The organism is Puerhibacterium puerhi, assembly GCF_009846865.1.
Lineage (GTDB): Bacteria > Actinomycetota > Actinomycetes > Actinomycetales > Cellulomonadaceae > Puerhibacterium > Puerhibacterium puerhi.
In genome coordinates this window covers 112,017-131,504 of the sequence record NZ_WUWN01000004.1, presented here as the reverse complement: position 1 = coordinate 131,504, position 19,488 = coordinate 112,017, and the positions used below count along the sequence as shown (strand labels likewise).

Below are 19,488 nucleotides of genomic sequence, written 5' to 3'. Positions count from 1 at the left end.
GGATGTGACGGCGCTCGCCGTGAGCGGCCGGTCAGGGGGGTGCGGGGTCGAGGCGGGTGACCGCCTCGGTGGGAGAGCCCTAGGCCACGACTGCGGTTGCAGCGGGCAGGCCGACGGCGTCGAGCACCCGCTCGAGGGTGTCGGGGCCACCGACGTTGCCCGGCACGACCACGTAGAGGATCTCGCGGCCGTCGTGGGCGGACATCTGCCACACCGAGACGCCCGGCAGGACCTGGCCGAGCACGAGCGCGGACGTCGCGCCGATGCCCGTGCGCGCGACCTCGGCCGAGGTGATCCCGCCCTTGGACACGATGACGGATACCTGTGGCAGGAGCTCCCGCACGCTCGTGGTCAGCGCGGTCATCACGCGCTCGCCGTGGTCGAGCGTGCCGTGCTCGGCAGCGCGCCTCCGCTCCGTGGTCACGATGGCCAGCGGCCGCGCGGCGAGCTGAACTCGAGCGTCGTCCGCGGCTGCGACGCCCGCGGCGTGCGGAGCGTCGAGCGCGGCGGCGGTCGACACGACGGAGGCGGCGCCCCAGGTCGCCAGGACCGGCTCGAGCTGCGCCGTGGCGCCCGCCGTGTGCGACCCGCACACGAGGAGCGTGGGCGCCGCCGCGTCGACGAGCGGCGAGGGGAGCAGGCCCTCGCTCTGCACGCCGGCGAGAGCCGCCGCGAGCGGGGCGGCGCTGCGCACGACGACGTGCGCGCCGGCGGTGGTCGCGACCTCGACAGCACGCGCAATCGCCCGCACGTCGTCGTCCGTCTCGACGTCCGGGAGCACCACGCTGCCGGGCTCCGCCTGCTCGAGGACCCCGGCGAGCGTGTCGCCGCGGACGCCGACCAGGGGCACGTGCACCGCGGGCCGGCCGGACTTCTCGGCGACGTAGTCGACCAGCACGCCCGTCGAGAAGGGGAACACCGGGTCGTCCGCGTACTCGGTCTCGTGGGCCGGCAGCAGGCGGTCACCGATGCGCACCAGGTGCGTGCCGTCGATCGTCGTGCGACCGCCGGCGGGGAACGCCGGCACGAAGAGCATGACGGCGTCGCCGTCGAGGAGTGCCTCCGTCTCGGCGAAGACGTGGCCGCGCAGGGTCGAGTCGCCCCGCAGCACGAACCGCACCTGCGTGCCCAGGCGGCGAGCCGCCTCCTCGCCGTCCTCGCGGATGCGGCGCACGAGCGCGACGGCATCGGCCTCGTGCAGAGCTCGGCTGTTCGTCTGCACGTACACGCTGTCGGCGTCGCGCAGCGCGGCAGTGAGCAGGTCCGAGTCGCTCTCGAGCAGGACCCGCACCCCCGTGGCCGACTGCGTACCCGTGGGGTCGTCGTCCAGGACGATCGTCTTCATGCGTGCCTTCCATGCGTCGTGGTGGTGATCGTGGTGGTGATCGTGGTGGGGGCGGCGATGGCCGTGGTGCCCGGCGTCGTCGGCTCGGCGGTGCGGGGCGGGCGCGTGGGTGCGCACCCGCCCCGCACCGCGAGCGGTCAGCGGGACCGCGCGACGAACGCCTCGACCTCGGCGCGCTGGCCGGGGCCCCACGTCTCACGGGTCATGAGCGTGGCGATCAGACCGATCACACCGACAGCCATGTAGACGAGGGCCACCCCGGACCACCCGAGCGGGATCGCGACAGCGGTGGCGATCATCGGGATGAAGCCGGAGATCGCCGCCGAGAACTGGTAGCCGATGGAGGCCCCCGAGGAACGGGTGTTGGTGCTGAACAGCTCGGCGAACCACGGCCCCTGGGTGCCCGCGAGGGCGTCGTGGATGAGCGACATGCCGACGATGTAGACGAACACGATGAGGAACGGGACTCCCGTGTTCACCAGCAGGAACATGGGGAAGGCGAACACGATCAGCATGACCGTGCCGAGCAGGTAGACGGGTCGGCGGCCGACCTTGTCGGTGAGCGCGCCGAACAGGATCGTCGTCACGACGCCGAGGGCCGCGGCCGTCACGAGACCCGTGAGCGCCGTCGCTCGCTCGGTGATCGGGTCGTCCCCACCGGTCAGGTAGGAGAGCATGTACGTCACGATGACGTAGAAGCCGCCGGACTCTGCCAGGCGCAGGCCGATCACGCGGAGGATGGTGCGCCAGTCGTTCCGGATCACCTCGCGCAGCGGGTTCTTGACGACCAGCCCCTTCTCCTTGGTCTCCTCGAACTCCGGGCTCTCGGAGACCTTGAGGCGGATGATCATGCCGGCGATGATCAGGACGGTGCTGAGCAGGAACGGCAGCCGCCAGGCCAGCTCGGAGTCCAGCGTGGACGAGAAGAGGAACACCACGTTCGCGAGCAGCACGCCCAGCGGCACGCCGGCCTGGGGGATGCCGGTGTACTTGCCCCGGGAGCGCCACGGGGCGTGCTCGTAGGTCATCAGGATGGCGCCGCCCCACTCCGCGCCGAACGCCAGGCCCTGGATCACGCGGATGAGCGACAGCAGCAGCGGTGCCGCGACGCCGACCTGCGCGTACGTCGGCAGCAGCCCGATGAGCACGGTCGCGACGCCCATGACGATGAGCGCACCGACGAGCACGGGCTTGCGACCGATGCGGTCGCCCAGGTAGCCGCCGATGAGACCGCCGACCGGTCGCACCGCAAATCCGACGCCGAACGTGAGGAAGCCCAGGAGGACGCCCACCACGGGGTCGTCCTGGTGGAAGAAGGCATCGTTGAAGTACAGCGCGGCAGCGGTGCCGTACGCGAGGAAGTCGTAGTTCTCGATCGTCGTCCCGACCGCGCTGCCGATGGCGGTGCGCAGCTTGTCGGGTGATCCGTCCTTCGCCCGGGCGGCGAGCGCGGGCGTCATGGTGGTGGTGGTCACTGGGTCATATCTCCCTTGATACGGGGAGTCGTGGCCGGCGCCGCGCTCCCACGACGGGAGCGGCGCCGGCTGGGCGTCAGCCCTGACCCAGCGTCGACTCCCCGCCGAAGTGTCCGATGTTGTAGAAGTCCGTGATGTGCTCGCGCACGAGACGGGTGGCCCGCTCGGCGTCTCGTGCGGCGATGGCCGCCAAGATGTCGCGGTGCTCGGCCCGGACGACCTTGGCGGTCTCGCGCCAGTCCTCGAGCTGCGCGTACATCTCGATCATCTGGCGGTGGATCGCCACGCGGAGCGACCCCATGAGGTGCGCCAGGAGCGCGTTGCCGGTCGATTCCGCGATGCGCAGGTGGAAGGCCGCATCGAGCCGGTTGAACTCCGGCGTCTCGATCTCGGGAGCCTCCATGCGGTCCAAGATCGCGGCGAGCTCCTGGAAGTCCTCGTCCCGAGCACGCTGGGCAGCCTCGGTGACCGCCCACGACTCGAGCGCCAACCGCGTGCCGAGGACGTCGTTCCAGCTGAAGTGGCCGAGCGAGAGCTGCAGCTTGAGCAGGTTGACGAGCCCGCCGCCAGGGGCGTCCAGCAGGATCGCGCCGCCCTCGCCGCCGCGCCGGATGTCCACGACGCCGAGCGCCTCGAGGACCCGCAGCGACTCCCGCAGCGAGGGCCGGGAGACCCCGAGGAGAGCCGCGAGCTCTCGCTCGCTCGGCAGATGGTCGCCCGCCTTCAGACGCCCGTCGAGGATCCGCTCCTCGATCTGCGCCATCACCTGCTCGTACGTGCGGACCCGCTGCACGGGCTCCCAGCCACCGCCTGCCGTCACGCCGCGTCAACTCCCCGAGTCGCTCGTCGACGCGGCCCCCGCGCCTGACGCCGTTCATCGTAGTTTCCCGGCTCGAGCGCTCGGCCGCTGGATCCGGTCAGCCGACCATCGCCGCCTCGGCATGCTCAGCCCGGAACTCGGCCTCGAGCTCGCGGCGGATGCGTGTGGCGAACTGCGTCTCGTCGAGCTCCACGTCGTCCCAGGAGACCGTCTGGTCCTTCGGGACGTCGCGGATCAGCTTGGCGCCGTGCGCCAGGCCCAGCGGGAGGGCGCGGCGCTCGAGCGAGGTCGCCGCAGGAGCGAGCTTCCCGAAAACCGTGTAACCGCCCTCACCGTCGAGGGTCTCGCCGGCGCGGAGGTCCTTCTTTGCTGTCGTGACGACGTCGCCGCGGAAGCCGGTCGGGGCACCCGTGGGCTCTCCGCGCAGGACTGCCGAAGCGATCGAGACCGGGAGCTCCAGGCCGATCATGTGGTACGGGCGGTACAGCTCGCCGAAACGGCCGGAGGGGTCGGTCTTGACGCCATACTCGGCGAAGCACTGCACGGCGTAGTCGGTCACGGCCTCGAACGTCACGTAGACGCCCCAGCGCAGGTCGCGGAAGACGTCCGAGCCGTCACGGTTGAGGCTGGAGACGATCTCCACCGTGCCCTTGCGGCTGAGGGTGCCGCCGTTGGCCGCGGGGATGATCAGCGACGACAGGTCGTCGACACCTGCCGGCGTGAAGTTGAGGCCTTCGTCCTGCGGGATCAGCCCGGTGCCGTTCGCGACGGCCGCCATCTCGATCGCCGACTTCGTGCCGTCCAGGAACGAGTTGAACATCTTCGGGTTGTAGTCGCCGGAAGCGAGCTGCTCGTCGGTGAAGCCGTAGTAGTTCCACACGGTGTCGGGGGTCGAGTAGTTGTACTCGGGCAGGTACTTCGTGCCCTTGCCGGCGGCGACGACGTCGAAGCCGACGGTGCGGCACCAGTCCACGAGCTCCGAGATGAGTGCTGGTTGGTCGCCGTAGGCCATCGAGTAGACGACCCCCGCCTGCTGGGCGCGGCGCTGCAGCAGCGGACCGACCATGCAGTCCGCCTCGACGTTGACCATGACGACGTGCTTGCCGTTGTCGATCGCCGTGACTGCGTGGTACGTCCCCACGATGGGATTGCCGGTGATCTCGAGGATGACCTCGACCGCGGGGTGCACCAGCAGCGCGTCGGCCGAGTCGATCACGGCGGTGCCACCGGTGCGCGCTGCCTCGTCGAGAGAGGCGGCGGCGTAGCGCTCGGCCGGCCAGCCCGTGCGCGCGAGAGCGGCCTTCGCCTTCGCCACGTCGATGTCGGCGACCCCGACGACGTGGATCCCGGCCGAGCCGACGGCCTGGGTGAGGAACATCGAGGCGAACTTGCCGGCCCCGATGACGCCGACCCGGATGGGGCCCGACTCCGCGGTGCGCTGCTGCATCAGCGAGTACAGGTTCATGCAGTCCTACTCCTTCGTAGACATGAGTGCGCTGACAGGGGCGACCCTGGGATGAAGGTCTGACCATCTGTCCGCAGGTAGGGTGACCGCATCGCAGAGTCCCTGTCAAGCCAGGAGAAGGAATTCCCCTCACGGTCGCTCGGCGACTCGTTGTCCGGGTGGCCGGCGCCTGTTACGGTGATAGTTGTACCTACAAGTGAGCAGCCGTGCCGTCGTCAGGAGCACCCGTGACCGCCCCGTCCCTGGACCGCCTCGCCGCCGACACGGCGATGGGCGCCGTCACCCTGCGGGTCGCGGACCTGGACCGGATGACCGCCTACTACCGCGACGCCGTGACCCTCACGGTGCTGGCCGCCGACGGCTCGCAGGCCGTGCTGGGGCGGGGGAGCACCCCGATCGTCGTGCTCGAGCACGCGCCGGAGCTGCGGCACGCCGGCCCGCGGGACGCCGGGCTCTACCACACGGCGATCCTCTTCGACACGCAGGCCGACCTGGCCGCTGCGGTCTACTCGGTCGCCCGCGCCCACCCGCAGTCCTTCACCGGCAGCGCCGACCACCTCGTCTCGCAGGCGTTCTACTTCGACGACCCGGAGGGCAACGGCGTCGAGCTGTACTGGGACCGCGACCGCAGCCGGTGGAGCTGGGTGCACGGGCAGGTCGAGATGGACTCGCTGATGCTCGACCCGAACGCGTTCCTGCGCGAGCACCTCACGCAGGAGGCCGCCGCGGCGGCGCCGGCCCGGCCGGGCCGCGTCGGGCACGTGCACCTCAGCGTCGGCGACGTCGCCACGGCGCGAGAGTTCTACGTCGACCGGCTCGGCTTCGAGACCACGGCGACCTTCGGCCCGCAGGCGCTGTTCGTCAGCGCCGGCGGCTACCACCACCACATGGCGATGAACACCTGGCGCAGCCGCGGCGCGGGGCGCCGGCAGCTCACGCTCGGCCTGGGCCAGGTGCGCATCCTGCTGCCCGGCGACGACGACCTCGGAGCCCTGGACGAGCGGCTGCGCCACCACGGCGTCGCGACCCGGCACGACGGGCGCACGCTGGGCTTCGCCGACCCGTGGGGCAACGCCATCGAGGTCGCCACGCCCGACGCCGGCTGAGGCGCTGCGGGAGCAACCACGGCGCCGGACGCTGGCGCCGGCGCCCGCCGGGCTGCCACGCTCGGCCCGTGCACCTGCTCTTCTCCTATGGCACCCTCCGCCTGCCCGACGTCCAGCGCGCGCTCTTCGGGCGCGAGGTGCCGACGACGCCGGACGCCCTGGTCGGCTACCGGCTGGGCACGGTGCGGATCACCGACCCGCGGGTGATCGCGACCAGCGGCAGCGACGAGCACCCGATCCTGGTGCGCGCCGGCGTCGCCGACCAGGTCCCGGGCGCGTGCCTGCGGCTCGACGACGCCGAGCTGGCCGCGGCGGACGCGTACGAGGTGGCCGACTACGCCCGGGCGCTGCGGCCGCTGGCCTCGGGCGCGCAGGCGTGGGTGTACCTCGCGGCGACCGAGGTCACCGAGGCGGCGGGGGAGCCGCCGCGCACGTCGGCCTGACGCGCCGGGGCCGCACCCGCGCTCACCGGCGGGCCCGCACCCGCGCTCACCGCCGGGCCCGCACCCGCCCCTCGCGCAGCGCGACCCCGGCCACCACGAGCAGCACCGCGGCGGTGAGCGGCACCGCGAAGGCGCTCGCCGTGCCGCCGCTCTCCGCCAGGCGGCCGGCGACCGAGGCGCCGAGCGCGACGCCCAGCACGTTCGCGCTGGCCAGCATCGTCATCGCGGCGGACGCGCGGGAGCCCGGCGCCCGCTCGCCACCCACGGTGAAGACGGTGACCATGACCGGCCCGACGAACAGGCCGGTCAGCGCCACGGCGGCGATCAGCAGGGGCACCGAGCCGCTCGTCGCCGCGCCGAGCACGAGCGTCGTCCCGACGGTGAGGCCGGCGGCGAACGAGATCCACCGGCCGCGCTGCGCCCAGGCGGCGGGCAGCGCGGCGACGGACAGCGCGGTGATCGCCGAGCCCACGCCCATCACGGCGTAGACCAGCCCCGCCGAGCCCTCGTGGCCGGCGTCGCCCATGAACGCCGTGATCGCCGTCTGGGTGCCGCCGAACAGCAGCCCCATGGCGACCATCCCGCCGGCGGGCAGGGCGACGCTGCGCACCAGCGCCGCCAGCGGCGCGTGGGCGCGGTGGTCGACGGCGGCGCGCAGCGCCGCGGTGGGGTGCAGCGCCACGGCGGTGCCGAGCACGGCGCAGCACACGGCGGCGACCACCAGCGTCGTCGCGGGGGATCCGGCGGTGGCCAGGACGCCGACGAGCGCCGGGCCGAGCACGAAGCTCACCTCGTCGGCGGTGCTCTCGTAGCTCATGGCAGCGCGCAGCGTGCGCGGGTCGCCGGCCGTGAGCGCGAGCCAGCGCACACGGATCAGCGGGCCGACCTGCGGGGCGGCGAGCCCGACGAGCGCCGCGGCGCCCAGCACGGCTGGTGCGGGGGCGCCGGCGGTCGCCAGGCGCACGAGCGCGAGCAGCGCCGCGGTCTCCAGGAGGGTGGCGACCAGGAGCACGGGCCGCTGGCCCGTGCGGTCGGCGAGCACGCCCTGGGTCGGGCCGCCGACGGCGGTGCCGAGCGCGACCGCGGCGGAGGCGAGGCCGCCGAGGGCGACGGAGCCGGACGTGGCGGTGACCAGCAGCAGCGCGCCGATGGTCACCATGGAGAAGGGCAGCCGGGCGCCGAAGGCGATCGGCAGGAACCACGCGCCGGCGCGGCGGGGGAGCTCCGCGTAGGCGGCGCGGGCGGTGGTGGGGTCGACGGTCAACGGGACCTCTCGGGGTGCACGACGCCGCGCGCCGACCCACCCGTACTCCGGCGCGCAGGAATTCCCTGAGTGGCTCCAGCCTAGCGGGCCGCCGGGCCGCTCTCCCGGCCGCTCGTGGTGCCGGCCGCCGGTGTGCCGACGTCGTCCGGCAGCAGCGCGACGGCGGCGGCGAGGGCCCCGTACAGCACCGCGGGGGCCGTGTGCGGCCACCGCTTGCCCGCCGCGGCGCGCGCCTCGCCCCTGCGGAAGACCCACCGCTCCGCCGCGACCGTCAGCGCGACGCTGCCGAGGAGCGCGCCGGCGCCGAGCCCCGCGATCACCGCCTTCGCGCGGCCGGGGAGCTCGTCGGCCTGCTCGGCCATCCGGGCGAGCGCGTCGTCGGCCGTGGGGGCGAGCGTGTTGTCGGGCAGGTCGTCGGCCGGGTCGGCGTCGAGGTCGACGAGCGAGCCCTCGGACGCCTCCACCTCGGCGTCCTGCGCGGGCCCGGCGCCCCAGGCGGCCACGCGGGCCTGCGCCTCGGCCCTCGTCGCGGCGCGGGCGGCCACGAAGTCGGGCACGGACGCGGCCAGGATCGCCACCGACAGGCCGGCCTTGGCCCAGCCGCGCGCCGTGCGGCCGGCGATGAAGTCGGGCGTCGCGTAGTAGGCGGTGGTGGCCACGCCGGCGACGGCGGCCGCCAGCGCCCGGGGGAGCGCGCGCGGGTAGGCGGGGGCGGGGGACGGGACGGACATCGGGCTCCTCGGGACGTGGGGTCCGGTCATGGTGGTCCAACGGACGGTGGCGGTGGTCGGTTCCGGCCCGTGCCACGGACCGGACGGCCGGCGGGCCCGGGGGCGGGCGTGGCTAGGGTCGGCGCATGACTGAGCTCCACGACCTTCTGCGGCCGGTCTTCGACGACGTCGTCGCGAGGAATCCCGGCGAGCGCGAGTTCCACCAGGCGGTGCACGAGGTGCTCGAGAGCCTCGGCCCGGTCGTCGCCAAGCGGCCCGAGTACGTCGACGCCGCCGTGATCCAGCGCCTCTGCGAGCCGGAGCGGCAGATCATCTTCCGCGTGCCGTGGCTCGACGACCGCGGCCGCACGCAGGTCAACCGCGGGTTCCGGGTGGAGTTCAACTCGGCGCTCGGGCCGTACAAGGGCGGGCTGCGGTTCCACCCGTCCGTCTACCTGGGCATCGTGAAGTTCCTGGGCTTCGAGCAGATCTTCAAGAACGCGCTGACCGGGCTCCCGATCGGCGGCGGCAAGGGCGGCTCCGACTTCGACCCCAAGGGCCGCTCCGACGCCGAGGTCATGCGCTTCTGCCAGTCGTTCATGACCGAGCTGTACCGCCACCTCGGCGAGCACACCGACGTGCCCGCCGGCGACATCGGCGTCGGCGGCCGGGAGATCGGCTACCTGTTCGGCCAGTACAAGCGGATCACCAACCGGTACGAGTCCGGCGTGCTCACCGGCAAGGGGCTGGCGTGGGGCGGCTCGCAGGTGCGCACGGAGGCGACCGGCTACGGCGTCGTGTTCTTCGTCGACCGGATGCTCGCCGCGGCCGGCGACTCGCTGGAGGGCAAGCGCGTCGTCGTCTCCGGCTCCGGGAACGTGGCCATCTACGCCATCGAGAAGGTGCACCAGCTCGGCGGGCGCGTCGTGGCCTGCTCGGACTCCAGCGGCTACGTCGTCGACGACGCCGGGATCGACCTCGAGCTGCTCAAGGTCGTCAAGAACGAGCAGCGCGGGCGGATCGCCGACTACGTGGAGGCGCGGGGCGGCGGCGCCGTCCTGGGCGCGTCCGGCTCCGTGTGGGACGTCGCGTGCGACGTCGCGCTGCCGTGCGCCACGCAGAACGAGCTCGACGAGGCGGCGGCCAAGGCGCTGGTGGGCGGCGGCGTCCGCGTGGTCGCCGAGGGCGCCAACATGCCGACGACGCCGGGCGCCGTGCGCCTGTTCGCCGAGGCGGGCGTGCAGTTCGCGCCGGGCAAGGCGGCCAACGCCGGCGGCGTGGCCACCAGCGCGCTGGAGATGCAGCAGAACGCCTCGCGCGACTCCTGGAGCTTCGAGTACACCGAGGGCCGGCTCGCCGGGATCATGTCGGACATCCACGACCGGTGCCTCGCCACGGCCGAGGAGTACGGCCAGCCGGGCAGCTACGCGGCGGGCGCGAACATCGCCGGGTTCACCCAGGTCGCCGACGCGATGGTGGCCCTCGGCGTGGTCTGAGCCGGGGTCGCGGTCGCAGCGGCCGGCCGGGACGCCGGCCGCCCGTGCGGGCGGCGGGGGACGGGGCCACGATCGAGGCGGCCCGTCCCCCACCACCGGAGGTGTCATCCGTGGACCACAGCCGCGTTCCCGTCATCGAGGCGCTGGAGGAGTTCCGCCGCCGCGACGACGTCGTGTTCGGGCCGCCGGGCCACAAGCAGGGCCGGGGGGTCGACCCGCGGGTGCTGGAGGTGCTCGGCGCGGGGCTGTTCACGTCCGACGTGCTGTCGCTCAACGGCCTGGACGACCGGCGGCAGTCGCAGGGCGTGCTCGAGCAGGCGCAGGAGCTCATGGCCGACGCCGTCGGCGCCGAGACCTGCTTCTTCTCCACCTGCGGCAGCTCGCTGTCGGTCAAGACGGCGATGCTGGCCGTCGCCGGGCCGGGGGAGAGGCTGCTGGTCTCGCGCAACGCCCACAAGTCGGTGATCGCCGGCGTGATCCTCAGCGGCATCCAGCCGGTGTGGGTGCACCCGAAGTGGGACCCCGACCTGCACCTGGCGCACCCGCCGGAGCCCGACGACGTCGAGCGCGCGCTGCGGGACAACCCCGACGCCAAGGGCATGCTGCTGATCTCGCCCACGGACTGGGGCACCTGTGCCGACATCCGCGGCGTGGCCGAGGTGTGCCACCGCCACGGCGTGCCGCTGATCGTCGACGAGGCGTGGGGCGCGCACCTGCCGTTCCACGAGGGCCTGCCCGAGTGGGGCATGAACGTCGGCGCCGACCTCGTCGTCACCAGCGTGCACAAGATGGGCGCGGCCGTCGAGCAGAGCTCGACCTTCCACCTCCAGGGCGACCTGGTGAACCCGCAGGTGCTCAAGCAGCGCGAGGACCTGCTGGGCACCACGAGCTCCTCCAGCCTCGTGTACGCCACGCTCGACGGCTGGCGCCGCCACATGGTGGAGCAGGGCACCGAGCTGCTGGGCGCGGCGATCGCCCGGGCCGACCGTGTCCGTGCCGCCGTCGAGGAGCTCGACGGCGTCGCGCTCATGGGCCGCGAGACCCTCCACCCCGGCGGCGCGTTCGACCTCGACCCGCTGGCGCTGACGATCGACGTGCGCGGCCTGGGCATCACCGGCTACCAGGCGGTGGAGTGGCTGCGAGGCAACCGGCACGTGGACCTGGGCTCGGGCGACACGTGCCGGGTCAACGGCCGGATCACGCACGCCGACGACGACGGGACCGAGCAGCGGCTGGTCGAGTCGCTGCGGGCGCTGGTGGAGCACGCCGGCGAGATCGAGAAGTCCCCGCAGGTGGCGCTCCCGTCGCCCGGCGGGCTGGAGCTGGAGGCCGTCATGTCGCCGCGCGACGCGTTCTTCGGCCCCGCGGAGCAGGTGCCCGTGGCCGAGGCGGTCGGGCGCATCGCCGCGGAGATGGCCAGCCCCTACCCGCCGGGCGTGCCCGTCCTCGCGCCGGGCGAGCGGATCACCCAGGAGGCGATCGACTACCTCACCACCGGGGTGCAGGCGGGCATGCTCGTGCCCGACGTCGCCGACCCCGAGCTGACCAGCATCCGGGTGGTGGAGCGGCAGGCGGAGCTCACCGCTCCGTGAGCCGGCGCAGGTGGTCCGGCAGCACCGGCCGGCGGTGGCGCGGGAGCCCCTCGACGACCAGCAGATAGGCGTCGACGACGAGCTCGGCGACGAGCTCCCGCGTCACCCCGGCCCCGCCGCGGACCGAGACCCAGTGCCGCTTGTTCATGTGGTAGCCGGGCGTCACGGTTTCCAGCTCCTGGCACAGCGCCCGTGCCTGCTCCGGGTCGCACTTGAGCGTCACCAGCGGCTCGCCCCGCACCTCGGTGGCCATGAGGAACACCTTGTCGACGGCCTTGAACACGTCGTGGTCGGGGCCGAACGGGTGCCCGAGCGTGACCTCGGGCAGCTCCAGCGCGGCTCGTGCCGCGACCTGCTGCACGGTGGTGCCGTCCAGGTCGTCTCCTCTCGTCGTCGAGCCGTGCGCCGTGAGCAGCCGCAGACCTTCGAGCAGCAGCGGGCTGCACTCCGCCGTCGGCAGTGTGGCGAGGTCGTGCAGCTCGACGTCGGCGACGTCCTCGACCCCGCGGCGGCGCGTCGGCACCTGGTCGACGTCGAGCAGGGCGATCTCGCCGCGGTGACGGAAGTCGATGGGCTGGCCGCGCGAGTCCCGGTCGACCTCGAGGTCGACGGCGTGCCACGACCGGACCCTGAACGCGTCGATGCCGCACTCCTCGGCGAGCTCACGCCGAAGTGTCGCCTCGCGCGGTTCGCCCAGCTCCGGGCTGCCGCCGGGCAGGTCGAGCAGTCCCGTGTACGGGCCGCGGGCCTTGCGCACCACGACGATGGCACCCCGTTGATCGGTCCAGATGCCGTACACGCCGTGGTGCTCCACGGCGACCATGCTGCCACCCGGCGGCGACCTGCCGCCGCGACACCCGGACGGCGGCGCCCGGTGGCGCTGCGAGGATGGCCGTATGCGCCTCTACCTCGTCCGCCACGGCCAGACCCCGTCCAACGTCGGTTACTTCCTCGACACCCTCGAGCCCGGACCGGGTCTCACGGAGCTCGGGCACCGCCAGGCGGCGGCCCTGCCGGGCGTGCTCGGCGACGCCGGGATCGAGGCGATCTGGGTCTCGACGCTGGTGCGCACCCACCTGACGGCCGCCCCGCTGGCGCAGCACCTGGGCATGACCCCGCACGTGCACGCCGGGCTGCGGGAGATCTCCGCCGGCTCGCTGGAGATGGCCAACGACGACGCCTCCGCGCAGAAGTACCTCTCCGTGGCGATGGCCTGGGCCGAGGGCCAGGTCGAGGTGCGCATGCCGGGCGGGGAGGACGGCACGGAGGCGCTCGGCCGGTTCGACGCCGCCATCGAGGAGGTCGCGGCGTCCGGGGTGGGAACGGCAGCGGTCTTCTCGCACGGCGCGATGATCCGCGTGTGGGCGGGGGCCCGGACCGGCCAGGCCGGCCTCGACCTCGCGGCGCGCGCGCCGCTGTCGAACACCGGCGCCGTCGTGCTCGACGGCGAGCCGGGCGCGTGGCGGCTCGAGGCCTGGCACGCCGAGGCGCTCGGTGGCGCGCTCCTGGACGACGCCGCGACCGACGGCGTCGCCGGCGAGCCCGTCGAGGACTGAGCCTCGGTCCTCGGGCGGCGGGCGTCCCGGGTCGTCGTCTTCTGCGGCCGGATGGACGACGGGGCGGGACGCTGGCGATCGGTGGGCGGCGAGCGTCCCGGGTCGTCGTCTTCGGGCGGCGCTGGGGGGTGACGGAAATCCGGGTGACGCCTCGGGTGCCCCGGCGTACCATCGACGGCGGGCCGCGGCGCGAGAGCGCGCCGGACGGCGGCCTGGACCCCAGCACGAGCGAGGAGAGGCGATGCGTCAGGGCACCGCGGGACGCGAGGTGGCCGCTGCGGCCTGCTCGGCGACCCGGTCGACCCGCGCCACCCTCTGACCTGCGCGCACCGGCGGCCACCGCCGTCGTGCGCCCGGCACGGTGAGGGAGGGCGCGGCTGTGCCCTGCCCTGCCGCCGGACCGCACGCACCCCGGCGCGCCGACGTCGACCCGTCGCGCGCCCCGTGCGTCCCGGGCGCCCGCCGAGGCGCCCCGCGGCCGCCGGCGGCTCCGAACGACCGGAAGCCGAGAACCCCGCATGACCCCGCTGACCGAGAAGCAGATCCGCGCGTCCTTCGTGAACGCCTCCAAGCGCGAGGCGGCGCAGGCCACCCTGCCCGACCTCGACGCCGTCGACTGGGACCGCATCGACTACCTGGGCTGGCGCGACCGCAAGGCGCCGCTGGCCGCGTACGCGGTGCTGGAGATCGACGGCGAGCCCGTCGGCGTGCTGCTGCGCGCCGCCGACCCGTCCGGCCGCACCCGGCGCAAGTCGCTGTGCGCTTGGTGCGAGGACGTCGTCGCCACCGACGACGTCACGCTGTACGTCGCCCGCCGCGGCGGCGCGTCCGGCCGTCAGGGCAACACCATCGGCACGCTGATCTGCACCGACTTCGTGTGCTCGGCGAACGTGCGCCGCACGCCCACGAGCGCCGAGGCGGGCAACGACGCCACGATGCGCGAGCTGATCGTCGAGCGGCGGGTCGCCGGGCTGCGCGAGCGCTCCCGGCGGTTCGTCGACGAGGTGCTGCGCACCCGATGACGTCCTCGATCCGTGCCGCCGACGACGCCGGCCGCCCCGCGGGGCGGCCGGCGTCGCGGCCCGTGCGCGTCCGCCCCGCCCGCGCGTCCGACCTGCCGCACCTGACGCGGATCGAGGGCGCGGCCGACGCCCTGTTCGTGGAGCTGTTCCGGGATTCCGGCTGGGCGCCGCCGACGCCGGGGGAGGAGCGCGCCCGCACGGCGGGGTTCCTGCTTGTGGCCGACGACGGCGCGCCCGGTGCGGGCGGTGCCCCGGTCGGCTTCGCCCACGTGCTCGAGGAGGCCGGCGAGGCCCACCTGGAGCAGCTGGCCGTGCACCCGGACCACGGCCGTCGCGGGGTCGGCAGCGCGCTCACGCGCGCCGCCCTCGCCGAGGCGGCCCGGCGCGGGTACGCCGTGCTGTCCCTGTGCACCTACGCCGACGTGCCGTGGAACGCGCCGTTCTACCGGCGGCTCGGGTTCGCCGAGGTCCCCGACGCGCGGCTCACGCCGTTCCTGCGCGGCCTGCGCGACCACGAGCGCGCCCTGGGCCTGGAGGAGCACGGGCGCCGGGTCGTCATGGCGCGCCGCACGGCCGGCTGACCCGGGCGCGCGGGGCCGCGAGCGCCGTCGGACGCCCGAGGACCACCCGTCCCAGGCGTCGCGAGCGCCGCGCGGCCCGCCTAGCGTGAAGCGATCCCGAACCGCAGGAGGTCGCATGCCGCCGATCGAGGTCGCCGCCAACGTGCACCGCATCGAGCACGCCTACGTCAACGTCTACCTGGTCAGCGACGACGACGGCCGCGTGCTGATCGTCGACACCGGCCTGCCCGGCGCGTGGCCGCACATCGGCCGCGCGCTGCGCGAGCTCGGCCGCACCCCGGACGACGTCGCCGCCGTCGTGCTCACCCACGCGCACTTCGACCACACCGGCAACGCCGCGCGCCTGGTCGACCGGCTCGGCGTGCCCGTGTGGCTGCACCCCGACGACGCGCGCATCGCGGCGCACCCGTACCGGTACGCGCACGAGAACGTCCGCGCGCTGTACCCGGTGCGGTACCCGGCGGGCGCCAGGATCCTCGCGGCGATGATGCGCGCCGGGGCGTGGAAGGTGCCCGGCGTGCACGGCCTCAAGCCCGTGGTGCCCGACGCCGTGCTGCCGGTGCCCGGCTCGCCGCGCGTGGTGTTCTCCCCCGGGCACACCGACGGGCACTGCGCGCTGCACCTGCCCGACCGGGACGTGCTGATCACCGGCGACGCCCTGGTCACCCTCGACCCCTACACCGGCGTGCGCGGCCCGCAGATCGTCGCCGGGGCGGCCACCGCCGACAGCGCCGAGGCGCTGCGCTCGCTCGACGCGCTCGCCTCCACCGGCGCCCGCACCGTGCTGCCCGGCCACGGCGACCCGTGGCTGCACGGCATCGGCGCCGCGGTGGAGAAGGCGCGCGAGACCGGGGCGCACTGACCGGTCCGTTCTGTACCGGGCGACTCTGTACCGGGCGACTCTGTACCGGGCGACGTCGCTGTGGTCGGCCGGCCAGCAGCCCGCCTAGGGTGGCGCCCGTGGTGATGAAGCGGTGGCAGGCGGCCGGGCTGCTGGCGTCCTGGCTGGTGCACGACGCCGAGGAGTGGTTCGCCGTCGGGCCCTGGGCGCGCGCCCGGGCCGCCGACCCGCGGACCCCGGCGGTCCTGCGCCGCGCCGTCGGCGACCGGCAGCAGCGCAGCGCGATCGTGGCGATGGGCGTGCTGGTCGCCGTCGCCACGGTCGACGGCGTGCGCACCCGCGGGCGCTCGCGGCTGTTCCACGACGCCGTGCTGGCCTACGGGCTGCACGGCCTGGGGCACCTCGGGGCCGCCGTCGCCGTGCGCGGGTACGCGCCCGGCGTCGCGACGACGCCGGTCGTCGTGCTGCCCTACGCCGCGTGGGCCCTGCGGCGCACCCGGTCGCTGCACGGGCGCGCGCGGCCGAAGGACGTGCTCGCCGCGGCCGCCCTGGTGCCGCTGACGATCGGCGCGGCCCACGGCGTCGGCGCGCTGCTCGGCCGGCGCGCCGACGCCCCGCCCGCGCCGGTCAGAGCTCGACCACGACCTTGACGTCGTCGTCCTGCCGCTCGAACGCCTCGGTGGCGCGCTCCAGCGGCACCCGGCGGGTGATCATGCGCCCCAGCCAGTCGCGGTCGGCCTTGGCCAGCACCTCGGCGGCGCCGCGGAAGTGCTCGAGGTTGGCGTTGACCGTGCCCACCACGGCGTCGTTCTCCAGCACCAGGTCACGGTTCACCGCGCCGGCGTCGATGCGCAGGCGCCGGCTGGACGTGACGCCGGTGAGGCAGGTGACGCCGTAGGCCCCGGTGGCCCCGATGGCGTCGAAGACCACCTCGGCCGCGCCGGTCGCCTCGATGACGACGTCGGGCCGGACCGCGGCGGCCACCTCGCGCACGGGGTCGGTGTGGTAGCTCGCGCCGAGGTCGCGCACCAGGTCCGGCTTGGGGCCGTCGGTGCTGCGGTCCAGCACGTGCACCTCCAGGCCGCGCTGCACGCCGATCATCGCCGCGAGCAGGCCGATCGGCCCAGCCCCGGTGACCAGCGCCTTCTGCGGCTCGAACCACGAGCGGCCGCCCACGGCGTCCACCTGCTGCCACGCCTTGTAGACGACGGTGGTCGGCTCCAGCAGCACCCCGACGCGCTCGAGCGACGGGTCCAGCCGCACGGCGTAGTCCGCCTCGACCGTCCAGCGCTCGCTGGCGTACCCGTGCAGGTCCTTGATGCCGCGCTCGGTGAACCGGCCGTTGCGGCACATGTCGAACTGGCCGCGGGCGCAGGCGCCGCACGGCACGGGGTCGGGGCGGCGCACCACGCCGACGACGAGGTCGCCGGGGGAGAAGCCGCTGCCCTCGGGCGCCTCGCGCACCCGGCCGAGGGACTCGTGGCCGATCACGAGACGCTCGTCGCCGGCCGGGGCGGAGCCGTAGTCGCCCTGGGCGATCTCGTGGTCGGTGCCGCAGACGCCGACGGCGACGCCTTCGACCAGCAGCTCGCCGTCGCGCGGCTCCGGGTCGGGCACCTCGGTGACGGCGAGCGAGCCGGCCTGCTCCGGCACCACGGTCAGGGCTCTCATCGGTGCTCCTTCGCTCGGGGGGCGTGCGGGTCGCCGTCGCTGCGCGGGGCGCGCTCTGCGGGCGGCGGGACGTCGGCGGCGGGCTCGCTGCCGCTGAGGTGGCGCGCGGTGTTCACCAGGCCCACGTGGCTGAAGGCCTGCGGGAAGTTGCCCACCTGGCGGCGGGAGGCGGAGTCGTACTCCTCGGCGAGCAGGCCGAGGTCGTTGCGCAGCCCGAGCAGCCGCTCGAACAGCTCCTCGGCCTCCTTGGTGCGCCCGATGCCGTGCAGGGCGTCCGCGAGCCAGAAGCTGCAGGCGATGAAGGCCCCCTCGGTGCCCGGCAGGCCGTCGACCCGGCCGTCGGCGTAGGGGGCGTAGCGCAGCACGAACCCGTCCTCGCACAGCTCGCGCTGCACCGCCTCGACGGTGCCGACGACCCGCGGGTCGTCCCAGGGCAGGAACCCGACGCGGGGGATCAGGAGCAGCGCCGCGTCCAGCCCCTCCGAGCCGTAGAACTGGGTGAACGTGTTGCGCTCGGGGTCGAAGCCCTGCGCGCAGACGTCCGCGTGGATCCGGTCGGCCAGCGCCCGCCAGCGGCCCACCGCCCCCTCGAGCGCGGCGTTCTGGGCGGCGGTGCGGGTCACCCGGTCGACGCCGACCCACGCCATGACGCGCGAGTGCACGAACGGCCGGCGCGGGCCGCGCACCTCCCACACCCCGTTGTCGACGTCGTCCCAGTGGCCCTCGAGGAAGTCCAGCAGCGCGCGCTGCAGCGTCCACGCGTCGTCGGTCGGCGCGAGGCCCGCCTCGCGCGCGACGTGCAGGCAGTCGAGCACCTCGCCCCACACGTCGAGCTGGAGCTGGCCGGCCGCGGCGTTGCCCACGCGCACGGGCCGCGAGCCCTCGTAGCCGGGCAGCCAGTCGACGGTGGTCTCGGGGATGCGGCGGCGGCCGTCGATGCCGTACATGATCTGCAGGTCGGCCGGGTCGCCGGCCACCGCCCGCAGCAGCCACTCGCGCCAGGCGCGCGCCTCGTCGAGGTAGCCGGTGCCCACCAGCGCCTGCAGGGTGAACGCGGCGTCGCGCAGCCAGCAGAACCGGTAGTCCCAGTTGCGCTCGCCGCCCAGCGCCTCGGGCAGCGACGTGGTCGCGGCCGCCGCGATGCCGCCGCTGGGGGCGTAGCTGAGCGCCTTGAGCGTGATCAGCGAGCGCCGCACGGCGTCGGGCCAGCGGCCGTCGTACCGGGCCTGCGCCGTCCAGTCGGTCCAGAACCTCTCCGTGTCGGCCAGCAGGCGGTCCGCGTCCCGGCGGGCCGGGGCCGGCTCGTAGGACTGGTGCCACGTGAGGACGAACGGCACGCGCTGCCCGGCCGCGACCTCGAACCGGCTGCGCAGCACCCCGCCGCGCTCGCGGGTGGTCGGCACCGGCGCGTCCAGCGTGACGGCGTCGGGGCCGGCGACGGCGGTCACCGGGTCGCCCAGGGTGACCCACGGCTCCACCGAGCCGTAGTCGAACCGCAGGCGCAGGTCGCTCTCGACCGCCACCCGCCCGGACACGCCCTCCACCACGCGCACGACGTCGGCGACCTCGTCGCGCGGCGGCATCAGGTCGGTCACCCGCACCGTGCCGTCCGACGTGGTCCACTCGGTCTCGAGGATCAGCGTGTCCTCGCGGTAGCGGCGGGTGGTGCACGGCCCGCCCGACGCCGGGGCGATCCGCCACGTGCCGTGCTCCGGGGTGCCCAGCAGGGCGGCGAAGCAGGCGGGGGAGTCGAACCGGGGCAGGCTCAGCCAGTCGATCGCGCCGTCGCGGCCCACCAGCGCCACGGAGTGCAGGTCGCCGATGATCCCGTAGTCCTCGATGCGCTGCGCCACGCGTCGAGTCTCGGCCGAGGGCGACGTGCCTGCACGGCCAGCGCCGACGCCGCCGCCCGGACGCGTCCTGCGAGGTCCCTGTTGCACACGGCACGCCGTCGTGGCGTCACGATCGGCCGCGCAGGCGGTCTAGGCGGGTGTGAACCACCTGCTCACCCCCGCCGCGGCGACAGCGGCGACCGCGGCGACAGCGCGCCGCCACGGCCCGCGCACAGCGCCCCGCCCCTCGGGCGGCGTGCTCGCCGCCC

18 protein-coding genes are annotated in these 19,488 nt (G+C 74.6%); 9 read left to right on the top strand and 9 right to left on the bottom strand.

Annotated elements, in window-relative coordinates:
• Nucleotides 1-79 precede the first annotated feature (79 nt).
• The 4 genes from GSF02_RS04290 to GSF02_RS04275 form a co-directional block, all read right to left on the bottom strand.
• Nucleotides 80-1,345 (bottom strand): four-carbon acid sugar kinase family protein, encoded by a 1,266-nt coding sequence (locus GSF02_RS04290; RefSeq protein WP_159793073.1) that lies wholly within the window; start codon nucleotides 1,343-1,345, stop codon nucleotides 80-82.
• Nucleotides 1,346-1,482: 137 nt separating this feature from the next.
• The gene (locus tag GSF02_RS04285; protein ID WP_328798994.1) at nucleotides 1,483-2,820 is read right to left on the bottom strand and encodes an MFS transporter; all 1,338 of its coding nucleotides are present in this window, start codon (nucleotides 2,818-2,820) and stop codon (nucleotides 1,483-1,485) included.
• A gap of 76 nt (nucleotides 2,821-2,896) precedes the next feature.
• Entirely contained in the window at nucleotides 2,897-3,640 is a 744-nt protein-coding gene (locus GSF02_RS04280) for a FadR/GntR family transcriptional regulator (RefSeq protein WP_159793070.1), read from the bottom strand.
• A 97-nt stretch (nucleotides 3,641-3,737) separates the two neighbouring features.
• The gene (locus tag GSF02_RS04275; RefSeq protein ID WP_159793068.1) at nucleotides 3,738-5,105 is read right to left on the bottom strand and encodes an NAD(P)H-dependent oxidoreductase; all 1,368 of its coding nucleotides are present in this window, start codon (nucleotides 5,103-5,105) and stop codon (nucleotides 3,738-3,740) included.
• 269 nt (nucleotides 5,106-5,374) lie between these two features.
• On the opposite strand from GSF02_RS04275, the gene GSF02_RS04270 reads away from it, so the two are divergent.
• Together GSF02_RS04270 and GSF02_RS04265 are read left to right on the top strand one after the other, a co-directional pair.
• Nucleotides 5,375-6,211: a VOC family protein gene (locus GSF02_RS04270; protein WP_159793154.1), complete on the top strand. Its 837-nt coding sequence runs from the start codon at nucleotides 5,375-5,377 to the stop codon at nucleotides 6,209-6,211.
• 68 nt (nucleotides 6,212-6,279) lie between these two features.
• On the top strand, nucleotides 6,280-6,654 hold the full coding sequence (locus GSF02_RS04265) for a gamma-glutamylcyclotransferase family protein (RefSeq protein WP_159793066.1): 375 nt from the start codon (nucleotides 6,280-6,282) through the stop codon (nucleotides 6,652-6,654).
• Nucleotides 6,655-6,700: 46 nt separating this feature from the next.
• On the opposite strand, the gene GSF02_RS04260 is transcribed toward GSF02_RS04265, so the two are convergent.
• The gene (locus GSF02_RS04260; RefSeq protein WP_159793064.1) at nucleotides 6,701-7,918 is read right to left on the bottom strand and encodes an MFS transporter; all 1,218 of its coding nucleotides are present in this window, start codon (nucleotides 7,916-7,918) and stop codon (nucleotides 6,701-6,703) included.
• 80 nt (nucleotides 7,919-7,998) lie between these two features.
• Nucleotides 7,999-8,649 (bottom strand): hypothetical protein, encoded by a 651-nt coding sequence (locus GSF02_RS18980; protein WP_159793062.1) that lies wholly within the window; start codon nucleotides 8,647-8,649, stop codon nucleotides 7,999-8,001.
• Nucleotides 8,650-8,774: 125 nt separating this feature from the next.
• Here GSF02_RS18980 and gdhA point away from each other — a divergent pair, with 125 nt between their 5' ends.
• Nucleotides 8,775-10,124, top strand: a complete 1,350-nt coding sequence (gdhA, locus tag GSF02_RS04250; protein WP_159793059.1) for an NADP-specific glutamate dehydrogenase — start codon at nucleotides 8,775-8,777, stop codon at nucleotides 10,122-10,124.
• Nucleotides 10,125-10,234: 110 nt separating this feature from the next.
• Nucleotides 10,235-11,716: an aminotransferase class I/II-fold pyridoxal phosphate-dependent enzyme gene (locus GSF02_RS19070; RefSeq protein ID WP_159793057.1), complete on the top strand. Its 1,482-nt coding sequence runs from the start codon at nucleotides 10,235-10,237 to the stop codon at nucleotides 11,714-11,716.
• Here GSF02_RS19070 and GSF02_RS19065 read toward each other — a convergent pair.
• Nucleotides 11,703-12,539 (bottom strand): MmcQ/YjbR family DNA-binding protein, encoded by an 837-nt coding sequence (locus GSF02_RS19065; protein WP_159793055.1) that lies wholly within the window; start codon nucleotides 12,537-12,539, stop codon nucleotides 11,703-11,705. The genes GSF02_RS19070 and GSF02_RS19065 overlap by 14 nt on opposite strands.
• A 73-nt stretch (nucleotides 12,540-12,612) precedes the next feature.
• Between GSF02_RS19065 and GSF02_RS04235 the strand changes: the two genes are divergently transcribed.
• The 5 genes from GSF02_RS04235 (at nucleotide 12,613) to GSF02_RS04215 (ending at nucleotide 16,366) form a co-directional block, all read left to right on the top strand.
• Nucleotides 12,613-13,272: a histidine phosphatase family protein gene (locus GSF02_RS04235; protein ID WP_159793053.1), complete on the top strand. Its 660-nt coding sequence runs from the start codon at nucleotides 12,613-12,615 to the stop codon at nucleotides 13,270-13,272.
• A 518-nt stretch (nucleotides 13,273-13,790) separates the two neighbouring features.
• Nucleotides 13,791-14,294: an FBP domain-containing protein gene (locus GSF02_RS04230; RefSeq protein ID WP_159793051.1), complete on the top strand. Its 504-nt coding sequence runs from the start codon at nucleotides 13,791-13,793 to the stop codon at nucleotides 14,292-14,294.
• Complete coding sequence (locus GSF02_RS04225) at nucleotides 14,291-14,875, top strand: GNAT family N-acetyltransferase (RefSeq protein ID WP_159793049.1); 585 nt, start codon at nucleotides 14,291-14,293, stop codon at nucleotides 14,873-14,875. Before GSF02_RS04230 ends, GSF02_RS04225 begins: the two co-directional genes overlap by 4 nt.
• Before the next feature lie 115 nt (nucleotides 14,876-14,990).
• A complete protein-coding gene (locus GSF02_RS04220; protein WP_159793047.1) occupies nucleotides 14,991-15,737 on the top strand; it encodes an MBL fold metallo-hydrolase in 747 nt (248 codons plus the stop codon).
• A 104-nt stretch (nucleotides 15,738-15,841) separates the two neighbouring features.
• The gene (locus GSF02_RS04215) at nucleotides 15,842-16,366 is read left to right on the top strand and encodes an HXXEE domain-containing protein (protein WP_235915356.1); all 525 of its coding nucleotides are present in this window, start codon (nucleotides 15,842-15,844) and stop codon (nucleotides 16,364-16,366) included.
• On the opposite strand, the gene GSF02_RS04210 is transcribed toward GSF02_RS04215, so the two are convergent.
• Both GSF02_RS04210 and GSF02_RS04205 read right to left on the bottom strand, forming a co-directional pair.
• Nucleotides 16,344-17,387, bottom strand: a complete 1,044-nt coding sequence (locus tag GSF02_RS04210; RefSeq protein WP_159793043.1) for a glucose 1-dehydrogenase — start codon at nucleotides 17,385-17,387, stop codon at nucleotides 16,344-16,346. The genes GSF02_RS04215 and GSF02_RS04210 overlap by 23 nt on opposite strands.
• Complete coding sequence (locus tag GSF02_RS04205; protein WP_159793041.1) at nucleotides 17,384-19,240, bottom strand: glycoside hydrolase family 15 protein; 1,857 nt, start codon at nucleotides 19,238-19,240, stop codon at nucleotides 17,384-17,386. Before GSF02_RS04205 ends, GSF02_RS04210 begins: the two co-directional genes overlap by 4 nt.
• Nucleotides 19,241-19,488: the final 248 nt, after the last annotated feature.